The sequence below is a fragment of the Jeongeupia sp. USM3 genome (assembly GCF_001808185.1).
Lineage (GTDB): Bacteria > Pseudomonadota > Gammaproteobacteria > Burkholderiales > Chitinibacteraceae > Jeongeupia.
Window position 1 is genome coordinate 796,454 of sequence record NZ_CP017668.1, and the last position, 20,823, is coordinate 817,276.

The following is a 20,823-nucleotide window of genomic DNA, read 5'->3' on the forward strand; positions in this document are numbered from 1 at the left end:
ATTCAGCACGCCATTTTTTGGACATCTTGCGATCGGGCACATGGTCAAGCGCCCTGCCAGGCGCCTGCACGCTGTGCCGGCGCCTCTGTCACGACGTCTTCTGCGCCGATTGCGCCGCCGACCTGCCGCATCTGCCACCGCAGGGCTGCCCGCGCTGTGCGCTGCCGACGCTCGACGGCGGCCTGTGCGGCGGCTGCATCGCCGATCCGCCGGCCTTCGATGCCGCGCTTGCGGCGCTGCGTTACGGCATGGCGGCTGCAAGGCTGATCACCGCGGCCAAGTACGCCGGCCGCTGGCCCTTGTGGCATGCGCTGGCAACGCTGCTGGCGCAAAGGCTGCCCGCCGCGCCCGATGTCGACGTCATCGTTCCGGTTCCGCTGCATGCCGGCCGGCTGCGCGAACGCGGCTATAACCAGGCCGGCGAAATCGCCAACGTGCTGGCAAGGCGGACGAGGCTGCCGGTCCGCCACGACCTGATCGGCCGCGTGCGCGACACCGGCCACCAGAGCGACCTGAGCCTTGCCGAACGCCGCCGCAATCTGCGCGGCGCCTTTGCCGCCGACACCGCGGTGGCCGGGCTACGCATCGCGATCGTCGACGACGTGATGACCAGTGGCCTGACCGCTGACACCGTCGCCCGGATACTCAAGCGCGCCGGCGCGCGGCGGGTCGAGGCCTGGGTCGTCGCCCGGACGCTCTAGTTGCCCTGTTTCGTCGCCGGCTTGTCGTCGCCGAAAATCGAATCGAAGTTGATTGAATACTTGGCGTCGAAGGTGCTCTCGTCGGTGCCGACCCGGGTGACGAAGGACCAGCGCCGCGACATCTGCACGGTAAAGCGGACCGCGTCCCTGAGCCCGTTGACGCTCTTGTCCAGCCCGAGGGTCAGCCAGCGGTTGAGCCGCTTGCTGACGGTGACGACCTGGGTCGTCGTCCCGTCCTCCATCGTGTCCGACGCGACACCGACCTCGTCGATGCCGAGGTTGCCGAGCAGCTCGTCCGAGAAGCTCTGGCCCGGCTCGCCGCTCGACAGCGCCGCGTTCAGCAGCTGCAGCAGCACGGCCGAATCACCCTTGTCCATGCTGTCGGTACCGTGGCCGAACAGCAGCCACGAGAGTTTCTCGTTGTCCGGCACGACCGGATCCGAATACAGCGTCACCCGCGGGTTGAGTGCGGAACCCTTGACCTGGACGCCGGCCTCGACCGACAGCCCTTCGCGCACCGCGAGGATGTCGAGTCCCGGATTGTCGAGCTGCCCCGAGAACGACACGATGCCGCGTTCGATCGCCAGCTTCTGGCCGTAGGCTCGGTAGGTACCCTCCTCGACCTTGACGGTACCGAAGCCCTGCAGCGACTGGTTCGGCGTCGTCTTCAGCCGCAACAGGCCCGAAAGCTGCGCCTCGAGTCCGTAGCCGCGGAAACGGAAATCGTCGCCGAGGTCGACCTCAAACTGCAGGTTCGCCAGCGGCAGCGGCTTGCCGGCTTCCTTCTTCTGCCCGACGATCACCACATCGTCCGACAGGTGCGGCACGTCGGTCGAGCTGTAGCGGATGTCACCGTGATCGGCCTTGAGGTTGCCGCTCACCGACAGCCCTTCCTTGCCGTAGCGGACATCGCCCTTGCCCGAGACGACGAGCAGCATGTCCGGCTTGTTGATCAGCGTCAGCTGGCGCGCCACGATCGTCGCGGCGGCGTCGGCACCACTGTCGTTCAGGTCGACGCGGCCGGTCGCGCTCAGTTCGCCCTTGCCGCCCTTGAACGTGAACGTGTCGAGCAGCACCTGACTCTGCGTCAGCCTGATCCTGACCTTGCCGTCCTGCAGCGACACGCCGGTCGCGCCATCGCGGATCGACAGCCCGTCACCGTTGATGCTGCCGGCAAGCACGCCCTGCGAAACCGGGCCGCTGCGGCTGACGTCGAAGTCGATCGCCCCCTTGAGCTGCAGGCTGTCGCTGATCAGCGGCGAGATCTTGGCCAGGTCGGGCAGCCTGCCGGTCGCCCGCAGCGCCAGCGGCGCCCCCATCGCAAGCTGCCAGTTCGGCGCATCGACGCGGCTGTCGCCGCTGAGCGCGATCTGGCCGAAACGGCTGCTGCGTACCTGTCCGTCGAGCGTCAGCGCCGACTGCCGGGCCAGCACGCGCAGCGCCAGCTGGTCGAGCTGCAGCGGCTGCGCCGGGCTGCGTTCGGTCGCCGGCACGCGGATGTCGCCGCCGACCCGGTTCAGCGCAAGCTCGCCGTCGAGCGTTGCCCCCTGCGCCAGCCGCCACTGGCCGTTCAGCACCAGATCGCCCTGCACCGTCTTGATCTGGCCGAGCTTGAGCAGTTCGCCGACGACGAGTTTCTCGAACACGCCGTCGGTGTCGAGCCGGCCGGGCTGCCAGCTCAGCCGGCCGAGCCGCAGCCGGCTTTCGCCGACCGCGAGGCTCGTCGACCCGAGTTCGACCCGGGCCGCGCCGAAGGTCGCGTCGAGCGGCGACTGCAGGGCGATCGGCAGCATTGCCCGACCGTCCAGCCGGGTGAGCTTGCCGCGCCACTGCCACTGCGGATCGAGCCCGCCGCTGGCGGCCAGATCGAGTCCGATCGGCTCGTCGCGGTACTGGCCGGCCGCGGCCAGCCGGATCGCGTGCGCGCCGCGGGTGCCGTCGACGTCGAGCTTGAGCTGGGCGATCCTGGCGTCGAAACCCTCGAGCCCGGACAGCGCAACATCGAAACGCAGCGGGCTGTTCAGGTCGGCATAGAGCTGGCCATCGACCGTGCCGCGCGCCAGCTTGACGCCGAACGGCGTCGCCAGCGCGTTCACTTCGAGCGCGGTCTTGATCAGCGGGCGCTTGAAGGTGCCGAGCAACTGGGCCGTCCCCTGCACCCGGCCGGCAAAGCCGGCGCCGATCTCGCCGAGGTTGTTCAGGCCGAGCTGCAGGTCGAGTTTGTCGCCGGCGGCGCCGAGTGCGCCCTTGGCGGCGACCCGGTTGCTGCCGAGCGCCAGCCACAGGTCGGCGTGCTTGAGCCGCGTTTCGCTCAACGCCAGCTCGCCCTTGCCCGACAGCGGCCGGTTGTTGAAGGTGCTTTGCGCCAGCTCGTAGTGCAGCGTCGCCGCCAGTGCCGGTTTGAGCGCGCCCTTGGCGTCGACGCGGCCACTGATCCGGCCGGCCGGAACGGCGGCAAATTCGGCCGGGTTGACGTTGCTCAGCCGGGCCTCGGCAATGAAGTCCTCACGCTCGAAACCGAACTCGCCCTTCAGCGCCAGCGTACTGTTGCCGCGCTTGAGCTCGGCAGTGCGCACCGCCAGCCGCCGCTCGGTCTTCGGACGTATCCAGCCGAGATCGGCCGTCAGCGAGGCCTTGTAGGTTGGATCGTCGAGCCTGGCCCGGACGTCGGGGGCTGCGTACGGCCCTTTCAGCAGGATCTGGCCGGCGAGCCGGCTTCTCGGCTGCTGCTGCACCAGTTGCGACAGATCCAGACCGGCGATGTCTATCGTCGCGTCGAGCTGGTCGGCGCGGAAGCGCCCGCGCCCCCTGAGCTCGCCGCCGCCCGGAAGCGACGCAAGCAGCGACGTCAGGTCGAGGTGCGACTCGCTGAGCGTGAAATCGGCAGCCAGCGACGTCAGCGGGATGCGCTCGGCGTTGGCCGGCCCGGGCAGGCCGTTTTTCAGCGACAGCCGCCCTGCGGCGAGCTTGCCGGTGCTCGGCGTCAGCGCCAGATCGACGTCGAGCAGCGCCTTCGGCAGGCCCGGCTGCAATGCCGCAGGATTGACACCGTGCGCCTTCAGCTTCGCCGCCTTCAACATCGCGTAGGCATACGGTGCGAACACGTCGAGCCGGCTGTCGAGGTCGATGCCGACGTTCTCGCCCTTGACCGCACCGACCAGGCCGAGGTCGCGCAACGAGCCGCTCAGATCCAACTCGCTCTCCAGCTTGCGCTCTTCGATCATGCCGGCGTAGCCAAGCCGGCCGCTGACGGCAAACGGCGCCTGGCCGCCGAGCGACAGCTGAGCCTTGACCCGGCCGCGCGGCGTGTCGAGCTGCTGCAGGTCGAGCCGATGCGTCGTGCCGTCGCTGTGCAGGTTCAGCCGCACATTCGTCAGGTCGACCGGCGAGCCGGCGAGCGTGAACCGTTGCAGGCTCGCGGCGTCGACGTCGATCGCGACCGGCAGCTTCAGCGACGTCGGCGGTGGCGACGGCGGCTGGTGCGGCGGCGAGGGCTTGGTCGCGATATCGAGATGACCGAGTTCGAGTCGTGCAAGCGATACCCGCCGCGCCAGCAGCGCCTCGGGTGTCCATTCGAGGTAGCCGCGGTCGAGTCTGACCGTCACCGATGCGGTATCAACGACCAGGCCGTCAATGGTCAGGCCGCGCCACAGCGAGCCGTCGATCGACTTGAGTCTGGCCACGCCGCTGGCATTGACCCGTTCGACCAGCCAGCGGTGGCCGGCGGCGCTGTCGATCCAGGCGAGGCCGCCTGCCACGAGCCCGACCAGCAGCAGCACGGTGCCGAGCACGCCCCAGACCAACCAGCGCAGCACGCTGCGCCTGGGCTTGGGCTTGGGCGGCGGTGCCTGGTCTGTCGGCGGCGGTGGCGCGTCGTGGTCCATATCGACGTGGTCCATGTCAGAACGTCAACCCGAGCGAAAAGTAGAAACGCCACTGCTCGGCGTCGATCCCGTAGGCGAGGTCGGCGCCGAGCACGCCGACCGGGCTGACCCAGCGCGCACCGGCGCCGACGCCGGTCTGGCCGTCGTAGCTGCGCCAGCTGTCCGCGGCGTCGCCATAGTCGACGAACACCGCCGCGCGCCAGTCCTTGTAGACGGCATGCTGGTACTCCATGGTCGCCGTCGCCAGCACGCGGCCCGGCTCGGTCGTCCCGCCATTGACGATGCCGAGGCTCTGGTAGTCATAGCCGCGCACGCTGTTGGCGCCGCCGGCGCGGAACAGGTAGTCGGTCGGCACCTTGCTCGGGTCCTGGGTGAAGTTCTGCCCGAGTTCGAGCCGGATGAAGGCGACGTCGCCGGTACCGACCTTCCAGTACTGCACGCCCTGGCCATAAAGCTGGACAAACGACTCGTCGGTGGCCAGCCCTTGAACCGCGCCGGCCCCCTCGAGCTGCAGGATGTTGCCTTTCTTCGGATCGCGCCGGTTGTCAAGGTCGCGGCGTATCCACTTGTAGTAGGCGACCAGCGCCTGCGGCCGCTCGATCTGGTCGTCGGCGTTGACGCGGCGCTCGCGCAGGTATTCGATCCCGAGCGTGCGGTCGATCAGGTCTTCCTTGCGCGTACGGAACACGCCGCCCTTGTACGTCTGGGTATCGAGCCCCTCGACGGTGCTGCTGGTGTAGTTGACATAGGCGCGGTGCGAATAGCCGCTCTTGAACTGCGGAAAATCGACCGACAGTTCGCCCTCCTGCTCGTCGCCGTCGAGCTTGGCGCGAATGCCGCCGACCCAGCCGCGATCGAGCAGGTTGTTGTAGTAATACTGCGCCTCGGCACGGGGCCCGGTATTGGTGCTGTAACCGAGCGACAGTGCCAGCTTGTTCAGCGGGACTTCCTGCAGGTTGACCACCACCGGCGCAACGTAGGGCGGCGTCGGCGACGGCTCGGCCTCGACCACCGCGGCGCCGAACTGCGGCATCGATTGCAGGTCGGTCTGCAGGTCGGCCAGATCCTTGCGCCGGTATTCGCCGCCTTCCTGCAGGTCGATCCGGTTCGTGACGATGCGTTCCGGGTAGCGCTGCAGCCCCTTGATCGTCACCGGCCCGAGCACGTAGGCCGGGCCGCTGTCGACGACCAGCGTGATGTCGGCGGTGTTGACTGCCGGATCGACGCTGACCTCGCTCCTGGCGATGTGCGCGGTCAGGTAGCGGCGGGCAAGGATCCGGTTGAGTACGCGCTGCTTGGTGTCCGACCACGCCGACTGCGTGAACACGTCGCCCTCGCTCAGCGCCCAGCCGGCCTCGAGCCGCTCGAGTGCGCGCTTGTAATAGTCGGGGTCGTCGGTGATCGGGCCGGTCAGCTGGAAGTCGATCGTGCGGACCCGGGTCAGCGGACCCGGGTCGACGCTGACCGTCGCGCGGTAGCGTCCATCCTCGTGCACCAGCTTGCTGGTGATCTTGGCCGAGAAGTAGCCGAGCGTGCGCAGCAGCGAGGCCGCCTCCTCCGGAGTCCGGTCGACGAGCAGTTGCAGGCTGTCCGGCGTGGTCTTTTTCTCGTCGCGCCAGCGGTACAGGTCGAGGTAGCGTTCGAGCAGCTTCTCGATGTCGGATGGCGCATCGATCTGGACCTGATAGCTGACCGGCTCGCCGTCATCGGCCCAGGCAACGCCCGCGGCAAACACAAGACTCAACAGGGCGGAACGCGTCAGGAAGGACATGCGACGAAGGCGGGCTGGAAACACCGTACTTTAGCCGAAAGCCACTCCGCAGCGGCGATTCGGTACGAAAGCGCGACAAACAAAAAAAATTGCCCGGCCCGGCCACTGGGGCCGATGCACGGGCATCAATAGGAGGAGTCGATAACGGCCAAGAGGCCGGGTACTACAGAGATGCGCGTTGCCGCGCATTACATCAACGAACGAGCGTCAGACGCCATCCGTAAGATTTCACGATCAGGCACTGGGCCTTCTCGACGTTCTTGACGATTTTCAGCAGGGTCTTCATGTCCGTCTCCTTGGAGAGGGTCTTGGTTCAGCGATGTCAGCAGGCTTGCTGGCATGGGTGAACTTTAGCAAGACTACATTTTTTACGCAAGCGTTTTCGTACTTTTACTACCTATATTTATCGGTTACTCAATGTAACTGACTACATCAAATCCGCTACAACATAAGAAACTATTGAAATAACAATGTAGCAATCGGCTTTGACAGAAAAATCAACATGTAACCTCACTACATAAAACAAAAGGACTGCCGCAGCAGTCCTTTCGGGCAAAACGCACCGGTGATCAGCGCGCGCCGAGCAACTGCGCCTTGAGCCCCGGCTGCACCGGCGCCTTGCCCAGCCAGATCGACAGCAGCGCCGACGCGAAATCGTCGCCGGCGATCGTCGGGTAGGCCTTGCCGCGCACCGAAACGCGCGTCCCCTGCCCCGGCAGCACGTCGAGCTGGATCACGTCGCCCTTGCCGACCGTCTTGACCTCGCGGAACACCTTGTCGAGCGCGTCGAGCTGCGGCGCAAAACGCTTGAGCTCGGCCGCCGCGACGTTGTCCTTCAGGCCGTCGACGAACGATTCGTGCATCGTGCTGGCCGACACTTCGCGCAGCATGCGCAGCTCAATCCGCCGGGGCGTGCTTGCGCTGATCACCGCCGCCGCATCGCTGGCCTTGACCGCCGTATAGAGCGACGCCACGTAGACATCGAACACCACCTTCTTGCGGATGCCGGCGCCGTTCAGCTGCAGCGACTGTCCGGCCACCTCGGTCTTGTCGGGCACCGTCGTGCCGCCAACGTCGAGCGCATGGGCCGCTGTGGCGAACAGGGCCAGCGTCAGGGCCAGCGAGATTGCGCGTTTTTTCATCGTCGTCCTCCAGAAAAAAAGCCCACGGGATCAGCGTGGGCAAAAGACAGGCAGAGTGAAACTCGTTGCGGCCTCAAAGCACCTGGATGATGCCGGCGGCGCCCATGCCGGTGCCGATGCACATCGTCACCATGCCGTAGGCACCCGGCTTGCCCTGGCGGCGCAGGCCGTGGATTAGCGTTGCGGCGCGGATCGCACCGGTGGCGCCGAGCGGGTGGCCGAGCGCAATCGCCCCGCCGTTCGGGTTCACGCGGCTCATGTCCAGCCCCAGATCGCGGCTGACGGCCAGCGCCTGCGCGGCAAAGGCTTCGTTCAGCTCGATCCACGCCAGGTCGTTCAGCGTCAGGCCGGCCTGCTTCAGTGCGGCCGGAATCGCTTCCTTCGGGCCGATGCCCATGATCGCCGGCGGCACGCCCTTGACCGCGAAGGTCGTGAACTTGGCCAGCGGGGTCAGGTTGTATTCCTTCAGCACCTTTTCCGACACCAGAATCAGCGCACCGGCGCCGTCGGACATCTGCGAGCTGTTGCCGGCAGTGACCGAGCCCTTGGCGGCGAATACCGTCTTGAGCTTGGCCAGACCTTCCAGGCTGGTATCGCGGCGCGGGCCTTCGTCAGTGGTCAGCGTCTTCTTGACCAGCTCGACTTCGCCGGTGGCCAGATTCGGCACGCGGTAGGTCACGTCGAGCGGGGTGATTTCATCGGCAAACGCACCCGATTCGATCGCGGCCAGCGCACGGCGGTGCGATTCGACCGCGAATGCATCCTGATCCTCGCGGCTGACATTCCACTGGATGGCGACCTTCTCGGCGGTCAGGCCCATGCCGAAGGCGATCGCCATGTTTTCGTTGCTGGCGAAGAACTCCGGGTTCAGCGCGATCTTGTTGCCCATCATCGGCACCATCGACATCGACTCGGCACCGGCGGCGATCATCACGTCGGCTTCACCGACGCGGATGCGGTCGGCGGCCATCGACACGGCGTTGATGCCCGACGAGCAGAAGCGGTTGATGGTGATGCCGCCGACGGTGTCCGGCAGGCCGGCGAGCAAGGCGCCGATCCGGGCCATGTTCATGCCCTGCTCGGCTTCCGGCATCGCGCAACCGACGACGACATCGTCGACGCGCGCCGGGTCGAGGCCTGGCACCTGCGCCATCGCGCCCTTGATCACGTGCGCCAGCATGTCGTCCGGACGCACGTTCTTCATCATGCCGCGCGGCGCCTTGCCGACCGGCGTGCGGGTCGCGGCGACGATATAGACTTCCTGAATCTGTTTGCTCATTGCAGAGCTCCTAAGCATTCATTGGGCAATCAAGCCCGTATTCAAATCGGCTGAACTGGTCAGTGCAAAGCAGCTGGAGCTGCGGGAAGGCCGTGGCGCAGGGCAAGGAACGGGGATGGCGAGGCAGCGGAATGGGCTGAAGCCCATGAGCATGCCGAACCAGCCCCGGTGACGCCGCCATGCGCCGCGGAGGCCCGCAGATCAGTTCCGGAGAGGTTTATTGTTCTCCAGCATGTACATGATGCGTTCCTGGGTCTTGCCCTTCTTCAGCAGGCCCATGAAGCGCTCGCGCTCCAGCTTGAGAATCCACTCCTCGTTGACCAGCGTGCCGGCCTCGACATCGCCGCCGGTCACGACTTCGGCGATCTGCACGCCGATGTGGTAGTCGTACTTGGAGATGAAGCCGCCCTCGAGCATGTTCACCAGCTGGCCCTTGATCGTCGCGGCACCGGTACGGCCGGCGACCGGGAACGCCTTGGGCTTCACCGGTGCACGGTAGCCGGTGGCGGCCAGCGCGCGGACCTGCGCCTGCGCAACGAACAGCAGCTCGTTGCTGTTGAACAGCACGATGTCCGACTCGCGCAGGTAACCGATCTGCTGGCCTTCCTCGGCACTGGTGCCGACCTTGGCCATCGCCATTGCCAGGTAGTAGTCCTTGAGTACGCCGAGGATGTCGCCACCCTTGGCTTCGCGGCTGGCGCGCAGCGCGAACTCCTTGCAGCCGCCACCGGCCGGCAGCAGGCCGACGCCGACTTCGACGAGGCCGATATAGGTTTCGACCGCTGCAACGACCCGCGCGCAGTGCATCAGGAACTCGCAGCCGCCACCGAAGGCGTAGCCCTGCGCCGCACCGACCACCGGCACCTTGGCGTACTTGATCGCCATCGACGCACGCTGGAATTCGGCGACCATGTTTTCGATCGCGTCGAAGTCGCCAGTCATGAACGCCGGGCCCATGCTGGCCAGATCGGCGCCGACCGAGAACGGCGCGTCCGGGTGCCAGAGCACCAGCCCCTGGAAGCGCGCTTCGGCGATGCGGATCGCTTCCTGCACGCCGGCAAGCACGCCGGCGCCGATGCAGTGCGCCTTGGTCTTGAACGACAGCACCGGCACGTCGGTCGCTGCCGGCGGCAGCCACATGCGGACGCTGTCGTTCTCGAACACGGTCTCGCCGTAGTTCGGCTCGGCGTCGCCGACGAGTTGCGGCGGATAGAGCTGGCGGCCGTAGACCGGCAGGGTCGAGCGGCCGACCAGCTTGTCCTGCGCGGCGCTGTAGCTGCCTTCCGGCGCGTGCACGCCTTCACGCTGGGCGACCCAGGCCGGCAGCGGCGTCGACGCCATGCTCTTGCCGGCGGCGATGTCGGCGCTCACCGCTTCGGCCACGGCCTTCCAGCCGGCGGCCTGCCACAGCTCGAACGGACCCTGCTTCCAGCCGAAGCCCCAGCGGATTGCGAAATCGATGTCGCGGGCCGAATCGGCGATGCCGTCCAGCAGGGTGGCCACGTAGTGCCACACATCGCGCAGGCAGGCCCAGAGGAACTGCGCTTCCGGATGCGCCGACTCGCGCAGCGCCTTGACCTTGGCCGCCGGGTCCTCGAGCTTGAGGATCGCCTTGACCTCGTCGCTGCCCTTCTGGCCGGACGGCACGTACTGGCCCGCCTTCGGGTCGAGCACGAAGAGGTCGCGGCCTTCCTTCTTGTAGATGCCGGCGCGGGTCTTCTGGCCCAGCGCGCCCTGTCCGATCAGCGCGGTCAGCCACGCCGGGCTGTTGTAATACGCCGCCCAAGGATCATCCGGCAGGTTGTCGGTCATGGTCTTGACGACGTGCGCGAAGGTATCCAGACCGACGACGTCGGCGGTGCGGAAGGTCGCCGACTTCGGCCGGCCCATGCGCGGGCCGGTCAGGTCGTCGACGACGTCGAATCGGATGCCGAACTGTTCGGCGTGGTGGATCGTCGCCAGCATCGAGAACACGCCGATGCGGTTGGCGATGAAGTTCGGGGTGTCCTTGGCGCGCACGACGCCCTTGCCCAGACGGGTGACCAGGAAGGTCTCCAGCGCGTCGAGCTCGGCGGTTTCGGTGCCGGCGGTCGGGATCAGCTCCACGAGGTACATGTAGCGCGGCGGGTTGAAGAAGTGGATGCCGCAGAAGCGGGACTTCAGTTCACCCGGCACGCCATCGGCCAGTTTCTGGATCGACAGGCCGGAGGTATTGGTCGCGAGAATCGCGTGCGGTGCCAGATGCGGTGCGATCTTCGCGTACAGATCGAGTTTCCAGTCCAGGCGTTCGGCGATTGCTTCGATCACCAGGTCACAGTCGCCCAGCTTGGCCAGATCGCTGCCGTAGTTGGCGGCGTCGATCAGGTCGGCGCGCATCGCCGACATCAGCGGCGCGGGCCTGAGCTTCTTCAGGTTGTCGATGGCCTTGAGCACGATGCCGTTGGCCGGGCCTTCCTTGGCCGGCAGATCGAAGAGCACGGTCTCGATCCCTGCGTTGGCGAGATGGGCGGCAATCTGCGCCCCCATGACGCCGGCGCCGAGCACCGCGACCTTGCGGATCTGTTTCTGCGATACGTTAGACATGCATTATCCCCGCGTGGAAAACGCCCCCAAAGGCTGCGGCCGGCCGGCCGCGGTGACGGACGGGTTGCCCCGTCCGCCGTCCTGCCTTAGAAGCGGTAGTTGAGTTGCGCGCCAAGAATGTTGGCGTAGCTCTTGAAGTTGGCCTTGGTCGTCGTACCGCTGCCTGTACATCCGTTGGCCGCCGAGCATTCCTTGTTGTTCATGCTCGCGTCCTGGATGTCGACGTAGGTGTACGCCACGTCCATCGACAGGTTCTTGCTGAAAGCATAGTTGGCGCCGATCGAGTACCAGATCCGGTCGTTGTCCGGCAGCGCGGCAATGCGCTCGGTCTCGCTCGGCACCGGGCTCTGGTCGTAGGCGAGGCCAAAGCGCAGCGTCAGCGGATCGTTGACCTTGTACGTTGCACCCAGCGAGTAGCGGCTGGTGTTCTTCCAGTCCTGCTCGATCACCGCGTCCGGCAGGCCGGTATTGAACTTCAGCCGCAGTTCCTCGAACTTCGAGTGCCAGGTGTAGGTCCAGTCGCCCATCACGGCGAGCTGGTCGTTGATCACCTTGTAGAAGTTCAGCGAGTACGAATCCGGCGTATCGACTTCGACGGTGCCGCTGCCGTTGCGGTAACCCTTGAGCGCCAGATTGCCGATCACGGTCGCGTCGAGCGCGCCAAGGCCCAGCGTGCTCGGACGAGTCCAGTTCGCGTCGCCGTCGAGCTTGTGCTTGATGCTCGAGCGGTAGGCGGTACCGATCCGCAAGGTCGGGTCGACCTGCCACATCGCGCCGAGGTTGAAGCCGAAGCCCCAGTCGGTTCCCTCGTAGTCGAGTTCGCCGTCGTACTGGCCGGTGCCGGCGACGAGCGCCGGGTTCCGCGCAGCCAGCGGCTGGCCGCCGACGACCGTCGCCCCGGCCTGGGTGCCGAAGTCGGCGCGCTTCTTGAACGTGGCGTCCATGTACTGCACGGTGAAGCCGGCGCCAACCGAGAACTGCTCGTTGATCTTGAACGCGAAGCTCGGGTTGAGCGCGATCGTCATCATGTCCAGCGTGTTGCCGTTGTAGCGGCCCACCCAGTTGCTGTCGTACTCGATCGCATCGCCGAACGGCACGAACATGCCAAGGCCGAGCCAGAGCTGGTCATTGATCTGGTGCGAGAGGTACAGCTGCGGCACCGCAACCGGCGACGTCGGATCACCGGGGCTGCTGCCGCTGATCTGGCGGCCGGCCGCGGTCGTGGCGCTGACGTTCTCGGCGTTGATGTGCGGATCGACGATGACCAGACCGCCGGAGATGTTGGTCCCCGGCAGATAGGTCATGCCGGCCGGGTTGTAGTAAATCGTCGTGGCATCCTGAGCCGCCGCGCCCGCCGAATTGGCGACCCCTTGTGCGCTGACGCTCTGTACGCCGAAGTTGTAACCGGATGCGTTGGCCCCGGCCGCTGCCACGACCAGGCTCCCTGCACCAATCATGCGCAACGCAAACGCGATCTGTTTCATTCGTGCTCTCCTTAGACGCAGCAGGGCTGCAAGTATGTTTTTCAATCACTCTTTTCAAACGAGCGATTTATCTATGGTTCGGCACCGGGCGATGTAGTGTCAATAATCACACTACCTATCGCCCTGTTTCGTTGCGCGATCAGATCACTTTGCGATGGATTGCGCCGGAATCGGCCATCGCCAGTTGCGGATCGAAGTCGTCGACCATGATCACTTCACGCTTCAGCCGGCGTGCGCGCTGCACCGCGGCGAACTCGATGTCGTTGATCAGCCCCTTGTTGCGGGCGTCCTCGAGCTTCTCGTGCGCGGTGATGCCGGCGAGCTGGCCCTTGCGCTGCGCGCTGCGCAGCTTGCCTTCGAGCGCCTCGGTCTCGATCACGGCCTTCAGTGCATGCTCGAGCACGCCGACGGCATCGTTCTCGTCCTTCGAGCGATACATGTAGTGCACCAGACGATCCCGCGCAGCCGACGGTTCCATCAGCAGCTTGGCGACGGCGGTACCGGTGCGGTCGCTGGCCGGCTTGTACGACAGGCCGAACGGGAACACCACGCGGCGCATCAGCCACGCCAGCGCACCGCTCGGGTGGTTGGCGAGGAAACCGTTCATCGCTTCCTGGCAGTCGAACAGCGCGGTCTCGACGGCCCAGCGCAGCAGCGGCAGGTCCTCCGCCGGCGCACCGTCGTCCTCGAACTTCTTCAGCGACGCGGTGGCGATGTACAGGTTCGACAGCATGTCGCCAAGACGGGCCGACAGTTTTTCCTTGAACTTCAGGCTGCCGCCGAGCGAGGCCATGCCCATGTCGGCGAGGAAGGCGAACGCCGACGACAGACGGGTGATGTCGCGGTAGTACTGCGCGGTCGGGCCGTTCTTGCCGCCGCCGGCCAGCTTGGCACCGGTCACGCCGAGCACCAGCGCACGCACCGCGTTCGACACCGTGAAGCCGATGTGGCCGATCACGGCGTCGTCGAAAGCCTTGCCGTCGTTGCCCATGGCCGCGCGCATTTCCTTCAGCACGAAGGGATGGCAGCGGATCGCGCCCTGACCGAAGATGATCATCGAGCGGGTGAGGATGTTCGCGCCCTCGACGGTGATCGCGACCGGAATCGCGCCGTAACCGAGCGCCAGATAGTTGCGCGGGCCGGTGCAGACGGCCTTGCCGGCATGCACGTCCATCGCGTCATTGATGGTTTTGCGCATGCGTTCGGTGTTGTGGTACTTGAGGATGCCCGACAGCACCGACGGCTTCTCGCCCAGGTCGAGCGCGGTCAGCGCCAGACGCTGCGCCGCATCCATCTGGTAGGTGAAGCCACCGATCCGGCCCAGCGCCTCGTCGACGCCCTCGAACTTGCCGATCGACATGCCGAACTGGTTGCGGATGCGGGCATAGGCACCGGTGGTGTACGAGGCGAGCTTGCCCGAGGCGACCGACATGGCCGGCAGCGAGATGCAGCGGCCGACCGACAGGCACTCGACCAGCATGCGCCAGCCCTGGCCGACGTAGTCCTTGCCGCCGATGATCCAGTCCATCGGGATGAACACGTCCTTGCCCCAGTTCGGGCCGTTCTGGAACGTCGCGGTACCCGGATAGTGGCGGCGGCCGATGCTCACGCCTTCGTGGTTGGTCGGAATCAGCGCGCAGGTGATGCCGATGTCGTCCTTGTCGCCAAGCAGGTGCTCCGGGTCATAGAGCTTGAACGCCAGACCGAGCACGGTCGCGACCGGGCCGAGGGTGATGTAGCGCTTTTCCCAGGTCACGCGCATGCCGAGCACGTTGTCGTGCTTCTCGCCGGTACGCGGATCGGTGTAGCTGCCGCGGCAGACGATGCCGTAGTCGGGGATGCCGCCGGCGTCGGAGCCGGCTTCCGGGCTGGTCAGCGCAAAGCACGGGATGTCGAGGCCCTTGGCCAGGCGCGGCAGGTAGTAGTTCTTCTGCGCATCGGTGCCGTAGTGCTGCAGCAGTTCGCCCGGGCCGAGCGAGTTCGGCACCATCACGGTCACCGCGGCCGAGCCCGAGCGGGTGGCGATCTTGGTGACGACGCGGGCATGGGCGTAGTTCGAGAACTCCTTCCCGCCGAACTGCTTCTTGATGATCATGCCCAGGAAGCCGTTGTCCTTGATGAACTGCCAGACTTCGGGCGGCAGGTCCTTGGTTTCCTGCGTGATCTGCCAGTCGTCGAGCATCTGGCACAGCGTTTCGGTCGGGCCGTTGAGGAAGGCCTCTTCCTCGGCGGTCAGCTTCGGCGCCGGATAGCTGTGCAGCTTGTCGTAGTCGGGCTTGCCCGAGAACAGGTCACGGTCCCACCAGACGGTGCCGGCATCGATCGCTTCCTGTTCGGTCTGCGACATCGGCGGGGTGATTTTCTTGAAGACAGAGAACAGCGGACCGGTGACGATCGCGCGGCGCAGCGGCTTGAGGTTCAGCACCGCGAGCACGGCAAGCGCGCCCGCGCCCCAGGCCCAGTGCGCGCCTTGCGCGGCGATACAGTAGCCCAGTCCGGCCAGGACCACGAGCGATGTCAGCCACAACGGTGCGCGCCGGTAGGCAAGCACCAGGAAGGCGACCAGAACGACGGCGATTCCGATCAGTGCGGTCATGATGAACTCTCTCCTCTTGAGGGGAAAAGCGGACGTCAGCCGGCGGCCGGGGCATTGAGCCCGGCGACGACGAACGGCAGCAGCATGCGCGCGATCATTTCCGGATCGCGCGCGTTGACGATGGGTTGCGCCATGAACAGACGCAGCACGTTGTTGCCGGCGAACGCGTTGAACAGCGCGCTCGACAGGAAATGGAAACGCCAGTGCAGCTCGAGCTCGGACAGGTGCGGCATCGCCTTGCCCAGCGCGGCGATGTAGCGGCGCGAGACCTCGCCGTAGCGGCGCGGCATGCTTTCCTTCAGCGCCGGGTGCGGCTCGACGAAGGTGCGCGCCAGGAGCTTCACGAAGAGCTGGCCGCCCAGGTCGGGCTCGTTGCCCATCTGCAGCGCGGCATTGATGAAGGCGTGGACGATCTGCAGCGCGCCCGGTGCCGGGCTGGCGCGTTCGGCCTCGTCCAGATGCGAGAGCATCAGTTGCGAGAACGGCTCGGCACGGCGCTCGAACACGGCCTTGAACAGACCGTCCTTCGAACCGAAGTAGTAGTTGACCGCGGCGATGTTGACACCGGCGGCCTGCGTGATCAGTCGCATAGACGTTGCGTGGAAGCCGTGTTCGACGAACAGCTTCTCCGCCGCATCGAGGATGCGCGTCGAGGTTTCGAGTGCTTTGGCCGATTCAGCCATCTTGAGCTCCTTGTGTTTTGTAATCGACCGATCACAATTTCAAACACATGTTTGAAAAGTACGCCTCGCCTTGACCTGCGTCAAGCACTGAAGCAAACGATCGTTTTAATTTTGATGCATCGGCACCACAAATGCACAACCACCCCGAACGGACGGCGGTTTCCGGCGCTTCAACGGCCGGTTTCAGCCGGTCTCGACAGCGCCGTCGACATACAGCCAGCCGGACTGCGGATCACGGCGGAAGCGGCTGCGTTCGGTCAACCGCTCCGCCCTGCCGCCAACTTTGTAGTACGCGGTAAACGCAACCTCGGCGGTGTCGCCGGCCGGCCAGTGGCCGGCCACCGCCAGCCGCAGCCACTTGACCGGCGCCTCGTCGGCCAGCCCCAACGATGCCGGTCGCGTTTCCGGCGCCCACGTCGACAATAGATAAGGCTCGAGGCCGAGCACATAGGCGCTGTAGCGCGAGCGCATCAGTGCCTCGGCATCGGGCGCGGCCCGGCCGGCGTGATACCGGCCGCAGCAGTCGTCGTAGTCGACCCCGCTGCCACAGGGGCACGCGGTAGCCAGTTTGCGTTTGGACATGGATTTCCCCGTTCGCTGCAGCCGCATGGCCGCATCGGTTAAACTGTTGTTTTATGGAAGACGGATTATCTGCGATGCAGCCCTTCCCCGCCCGCGGTGCAATCTTCGACATGGACGGCCTGCTGCTCGATACCGAGCGTATCGCTTGCCGGGCCTGGCAGCACGCAGCCGACGAGCTCGGCGTGGCGATCGCCGAATCGGTCGTGCTCGGCATGGTCGGCATGCATTCGAGCAAGGTCGATGCCTACCTCACCGGCGAACTCGGTGCGGACTTCCCGGTCGACGATGTCCGTACCACGACACACCGTCACTACCTGAAGCTGACCAAGGACCCGATTCCGCTCAAGCCCGGCGTCCTCGAACTGTTCGGCTGGTTCCGCGAGCGCGGCGTGCCGATCGCGGTGGCGACCTCGACGCGCCGCAGCATCGCCGAACACCATCTCAAGGCCGTCGGCCTCTGGCACTATCTCGCCGCCAGCCGCTGCGGCGACGAGATCGTCCATCCGAAACCGGCGCCGGACATCTACCTGGCCGCCGCCGCCGAACTCGGCGTCGACGCACGCGAGTGCTTCGCCTTCGAGGATTCGAACTTCGGCGTCAAGGCCGCCCACTCGGCCGGCTGCCGCGTCGTCATGGTGCCCGACCTGCGCCAGCCCGACGCCCATACGCAGAGCCTGGGCATCCCGGTCTTCGACTCCCTGTACGACGCGCTCGGCTGGGTGCGGATGCAGACGGCCTGATCATGGGCAAGCTGCGGCAATGGCAAGGCCGGCTACTGCGCGACGCGCTCGCCCTCGAGCGTGCCTATCACGCACTCAACACCGGCAGCGACGATCCCGAGGCGCTGCACACGCTGCGCGTCGCCATCCGCGGACTGCGCGCCAGGCTCGCACCATTCGCAGGCAATGTCGCGGTCGACCAGATCCGCAGCGAACTCGGCGCACTCGCCCATGACACCAATGCGCTGCGCGACGACGAAGTCATGCGCGAACTGCTCGCGACGCTGCCCGGCGGCCCCGCGCTGCTGATGCGGCTCCCGGCCTCGCCGGCCACGCACTCGCTGGCCGAAACGCTGGCGCTGCACCGCACCGGCGTCGACGGGCTGCACCGGCGCGTTCGCAACGCGGTGACCGCCTTCACGCGCAGCACCGTCGCCGATGCCGGCCGCCGGCGCACCCGCAAGGCCCGGCGCAAGCTTCAGGCCAGCCTTGCCGCCCTCACCCCGAGCCACCCTGCCATCGAATGGCACGCGGCCCGGCTGCGGGTCAAGAAGGCGCGCTACCTGCATGAGGGCCAGGCGCTGTGGCTGGGCCGGCGCTGGCGGGATTTCGGCAGCCATTGCAAACCGGCACAGGAAGCGCTGGGCCGGATGCACGATCTCGACGTGTTGTGGCTGCGTTACGGCGCGTCGTTCACGCCCGAGCTGCGCGACGCCTGGCAAGCCGCAAGGCAGCAGGCGATGATCAGCGCCGACGCTGCGGTCTGGCGCCTGCTGCGCGCGCTCGGCAAGTAAAAACGGCCCGTCGGGCCGTTTTTTCAATGCTTGCCGGTACTGCCGAAACCGCCGTCGCCGCGTTCACTCTCGGCAAAGTCGTCGACGATGTTGAACGCCACCTGCACCACCGGAACGACGACGAGCTGGGCGATCCGCTCCATCGGCTGCACGGTGAACGCATGGCTGCCACGGTTCCACACCGACACGAAAATCTGCCCCTGATAGTCCGAGTCGATCAGCCCGACGAGGTTGCCGAGCACGATGCCGTGCTTGTGGCCGAGCCCCGAGCGCGGCAGGATCATCGCGGCCAGACCGGCGTTCTCGAGGTGGATCGCGATGCCGGTCGGCACCAGCGCGGTCGCCCCCGGCGCCAGCTCGAGCGGTGCGGTCAGGCAGGCGCGCAGGTCGAGCCCGGCGGCGCCCGGCGTCGCGTACGCGGGCAGGTTGTCCTTGAGGCGGTCGTCGAGGATCTTGACGTCGAGCTGGGTCATGCGGCTTTTCCTTGTTGGGCGCAAAGTTTGGCAATGTGGTCGATCATGCGCCGCGCGACGTCGAGCTTGGGGCCGCGCGGCAGCCGGTGTTCGCCGGCGTCGTCGAGCAGGATAACCTCGTTGTCATCGGCCCCCATCGCCTGCTGAACCAGATTCGCGGCCAGCAGCGGCAGGTGCTTGCGCCGGCGTTTGGCTTCGGCATATTCGAGCAGGTTCTCCGATTCTGCAGCGAAGCCGACGCAGAACGGTGCCCGCTCGCGGCAGGCGATCTTGGCGAGGATGTCCGGATTGGGCGCAAGCTCCAGCGTCAGGATGTGCGCGTCCTTCTTGATCTTGTGCTCGCTCTGGTTCAGCACATAGTAATCGGCGACCGCGGCGACCGAAATGAAGATGTCGGCCGCATCAACCTCGGCCTCGACCGCAACCAGCATTTCCTGCGCCGACTTCACGTCGATGCGCCGCGCGTCGAGCGGCGTCGGCAGGGCCGTCTCGCCGGCAACCAGCACCACCTCGGCACCGGCCTCTCGCGCGGCGCGCGCCAGCGCAAAGCCCATCTTGCCCGAGCTGGTATTGGTGATGCCGCGCACCGCGTCGATCCGCTCGAACGTCGGCCCGGCGGTCAGCAGCACTTTCTTGCCGGCGAGCGGCTTGGGCTGGAATGCCGCCTCAAGCCGCAACATGATTTCCTCGGGCTCGATCATCCGCCCCAGGCCCACCTCGCCGCAGGCCTGTTCGCCGGCAGCCGGGCCGAGGACCGCCACGCCGTCGCCCTGCAGCTGCAGCACGTTGCGCTGGTTCGGCGGGTTCTCCCACATCTGCCGGTTCATCGCCGGCACGACGAACAGCGGGCAGTCGCGCGCGGCGATCAGCGTCGACAGCAGGTCGTCGGCAAAGCCGTGTGCAGTCTTGGCGATCAGGTCGGCAGTCGCCGGCGCCAGCACCAGCGCATCGGCACCGCGGGTCAGCTGGATGTGCGCCATGCCGTTGCTGATTTCGGGCGCCCACATCTGCTGATACACGGGCCGGCCGGACAGCGCCTGGAAGGTCACCGGCGTGACGAAACGCGCACCGGCGTCGGTCAGGACCACGTCGACCAGCCAGCCGGCCTTGACCATCAGCCGCGTCAGCTCGGCCGCCTTGTAGGCGGCGATTCCGCCCGAGACGCCGAGCACGATGCGTTTTTGCTTCATTGCGGGCCCCTGCTTATAACGAGGTTTCTCATCGGAACGAGTTTACCCGAGAAGCATGCCGATCACCGACTGGCCCAGCGCCGAAAGACCACGGGAAAAATTGCTCGCCCACGGCGCCGAAGCGCTGTCCGAGGCCGAACTGCTGGCGATCTTCCTGCGCGTCGGCCTGCCGGGAAAAAGTGCAGTCGATCTGGCGCGCGACCTGCTCAAGCACTTCGGCTCGCTCGCCGCGCTCTTCGCCGCACCGCGCCCGGCCTTTTCGGCGGTCCCCGGCATGGGGGACGCCAAGTACGCGCAACTGCAGGCCGTGCTCGAAATGGCCCGGCGCACGCTGAACGAGGAAATCCGGGGCTCGAGCGCGCTCGATTCGCCCGAGGCGGTCAGGCGCTATCTCGGCCTGCTGCTGCGCAACCGCGACGTCGAGGTGTTCGTCGCCCTGTTCCTCGATACCGGCCATCGGGTGATCGGCTGCGAGGAAATGGCGCGCGGCAGCCTGTCCGAAACGCGCGTCTACCCGCGCGAGCTGGCTCGCCGCGCGCTGGCACTCAATGCTGCGGCGGTGATCGTCGCGCACAATCATCCGTCCGGGCGCGCCGACGCGTCCGAGGCCGACCGGCTGCTGACCCGGCAACTTGCACAAACACTGGCCCTGATCGACGTGAGACTGCTCGATCATTTCCTCGTCGCCGGTCACCGGGTCGAGTCGTTCGCCGAGCACGGCTGGATGTGAATGTCATGGACATGCGTGCCGGCGCCGCCTGAGCAACGCGATGCACCGATCCAACACCCGCTGCGCCACGGCCCCCTGAACACCATAGCCGCCTGTCGGCGCTAAACGCTTGCTTTAATGGACAAAGCCGCAAATCCGGTCATCACTTGCGGTGCCGGTTTGCTGTTGCATTTGCTTCATCCGGGAAAACCCGGATTTGACAGCGTTTCCGG

15 protein-coding genes are annotated in these 20,823 nt (G+C 66.3%); 4 read left to right on the forward strand and 11 right to left on the reverse strand.

Annotated elements, in window-relative coordinates:
* The first annotated feature begins 17 nt into the window (after window positions 1–17).
* Window positions 18–701, forward strand: coding sequence for a ComF family protein (locus tag BJP62_RS03640; protein ID WP_205700955.1), 684 nt, complete (start codon window positions 18–20; stop codon window positions 699–701).
* On the opposite strand, the gene BJP62_RS03645 is transcribed toward BJP62_RS03640, so the two are convergent.
* The 9 genes from BJP62_RS03645 to BJP62_RS03685 all read right to left on the reverse strand — a co-directional run bounded on the left by BJP62_RS03645 (window position 698) and on the right by BJP62_RS03685 (window position 16,705).
* Window positions 698–4,600 (reverse strand): translocation/assembly module TamB domain-containing protein, encoded by a 3,903-nt coding sequence (locus BJP62_RS03645; RefSeq protein ID WP_070526643.1) that lies wholly within the window; start codon window positions 4,598–4,600, stop codon window positions 698–700. The genes BJP62_RS03640 and BJP62_RS03645 overlap by 4 nt on opposite strands.
* Before the next feature lies 1 nt (window position 4,601).
* Window positions 4,602–6,356: an autotransporter assembly complex family protein gene (locus BJP62_RS03650; RefSeq protein WP_083300681.1), complete on the reverse strand. Its 1,755-nt coding sequence runs from the start codon at window positions 6,354–6,356 to the stop codon at window positions 4,602–4,604.
* A 569-nt stretch (window positions 6,357–6,925) separates the two neighbouring features.
* On the reverse strand, window positions 6,926–7,498 hold the full coding sequence (locus BJP62_RS03655; protein ID WP_070526648.1) for a chalcone isomerase family protein: 573 nt from the start codon (window positions 7,496–7,498) through the stop codon (window positions 6,926–6,928).
* A gap of 73 nt (window positions 7,499–7,571) precedes the next feature.
* A complete protein-coding gene (locus BJP62_RS03660; protein ID WP_070526651.1) occupies window positions 7,572–8,777 on the reverse strand; it encodes an acetyl-CoA C-acyltransferase in 1,206 nt (401 codons plus the stop codon).
* A gap of 201 nt (window positions 8,778–8,978) precedes the next feature.
* Window positions 8,979–11,360, reverse strand: coding sequence for a 3-hydroxyacyl-CoA dehydrogenase/enoyl-CoA hydratase family protein (locus BJP62_RS03665; RefSeq protein ID WP_070526653.1), 2,382 nt, complete (start codon window positions 11,358–11,360; stop codon window positions 8,979–8,981).
* A gap of 86 nt (window positions 11,361–11,446) precedes the next feature.
* Window positions 11,447–12,844, reverse strand: coding sequence for an OmpP1/FadL family transporter (locus tag BJP62_RS03670; protein WP_070526655.1), 1,398 nt, complete (start codon window positions 12,842–12,844; stop codon window positions 11,447–11,449).
* Window positions 12,845–12,983: 139 nt separating this feature from the next.
* Entirely contained in the window at window positions 12,984–15,440 is a 2,457-nt protein-coding gene (locus tag BJP62_RS03675; protein WP_070526658.1) for an acyl-CoA dehydrogenase, read from the reverse strand.
* A gap of 35 nt (window positions 15,441–15,475) precedes the next feature.
* Window positions 15,476–16,123: a TetR/AcrR family transcriptional regulator gene (locus BJP62_RS03680; protein ID WP_070526660.1), complete on the reverse strand. Its 648-nt coding sequence runs from the start codon at window positions 16,121–16,123 to the stop codon at window positions 15,476–15,478.
* A 183-nt stretch (window positions 16,124–16,306) separates the two neighbouring features.
* Window positions 16,307–16,705, reverse strand: a complete 399-nt coding sequence (locus BJP62_RS03685; RefSeq protein ID WP_070526663.1) for a YchJ family protein — start codon at window positions 16,703–16,705, stop codon at window positions 16,307–16,309.
* 74 nt (window positions 16,706–16,779) lie between these two features.
* On the opposite strand from BJP62_RS03685, the gene BJP62_RS03690 reads away from it, so the two are divergent.
* Window positions 16,780–17,445 (forward strand): HAD family phosphatase, encoded by a 666-nt coding sequence (locus tag BJP62_RS03690; protein WP_168163782.1) that lies wholly within the window; start codon window positions 16,780–16,782, stop codon window positions 17,443–17,445.
* A gap of 2 nt (window positions 17,446–17,447) precedes the next feature.
* A complete protein-coding gene (locus BJP62_RS03695) occupies window positions 17,448–18,218 on the forward strand; it encodes a CHAD domain-containing protein (protein ID WP_070526669.1) in 771 nt (256 codons plus the stop codon).
* Between the two features lie 23 nt (window positions 18,219–18,241).
* Here BJP62_RS03695 and dut read toward each other — a convergent pair whose 3' ends face one another.
* Window positions 18,242–18,691: a dUTP diphosphatase gene (gene dut / locus BJP62_RS03700; RefSeq protein WP_070526672.1), complete on the reverse strand. Its 450-nt coding sequence runs from the start codon at window positions 18,689–18,691 to the stop codon at window positions 18,242–18,244.
* Window positions 18,688–19,881: a bifunctional phosphopantothenoylcysteine decarboxylase/phosphopantothenate--cysteine ligase CoaBC gene (gene coaBC / locus BJP62_RS03705; RefSeq protein WP_070526674.1), complete on the reverse strand. Its 1,194-nt coding sequence runs from the start codon at window positions 19,879–19,881 to the stop codon at window positions 18,688–18,690. Before coaBC ends, dut begins: the two co-directional genes overlap by 4 nt.
* 55 nt (window positions 19,882–19,936) lie before the next feature.
* Here coaBC and radC point away from each other — a divergent pair, with 55 nt between their 5' ends.
* Window positions 19,937–20,611: a DNA repair protein RadC gene (gene radC / locus BJP62_RS03710; RefSeq protein ID WP_070526677.1), complete on the forward strand. Its 675-nt coding sequence runs from the start codon at window positions 19,937–19,939 to the stop codon at window positions 20,609–20,611.
* The last annotated feature ends 212 nt before the right edge of the window (window positions 20,612–20,823 follow it).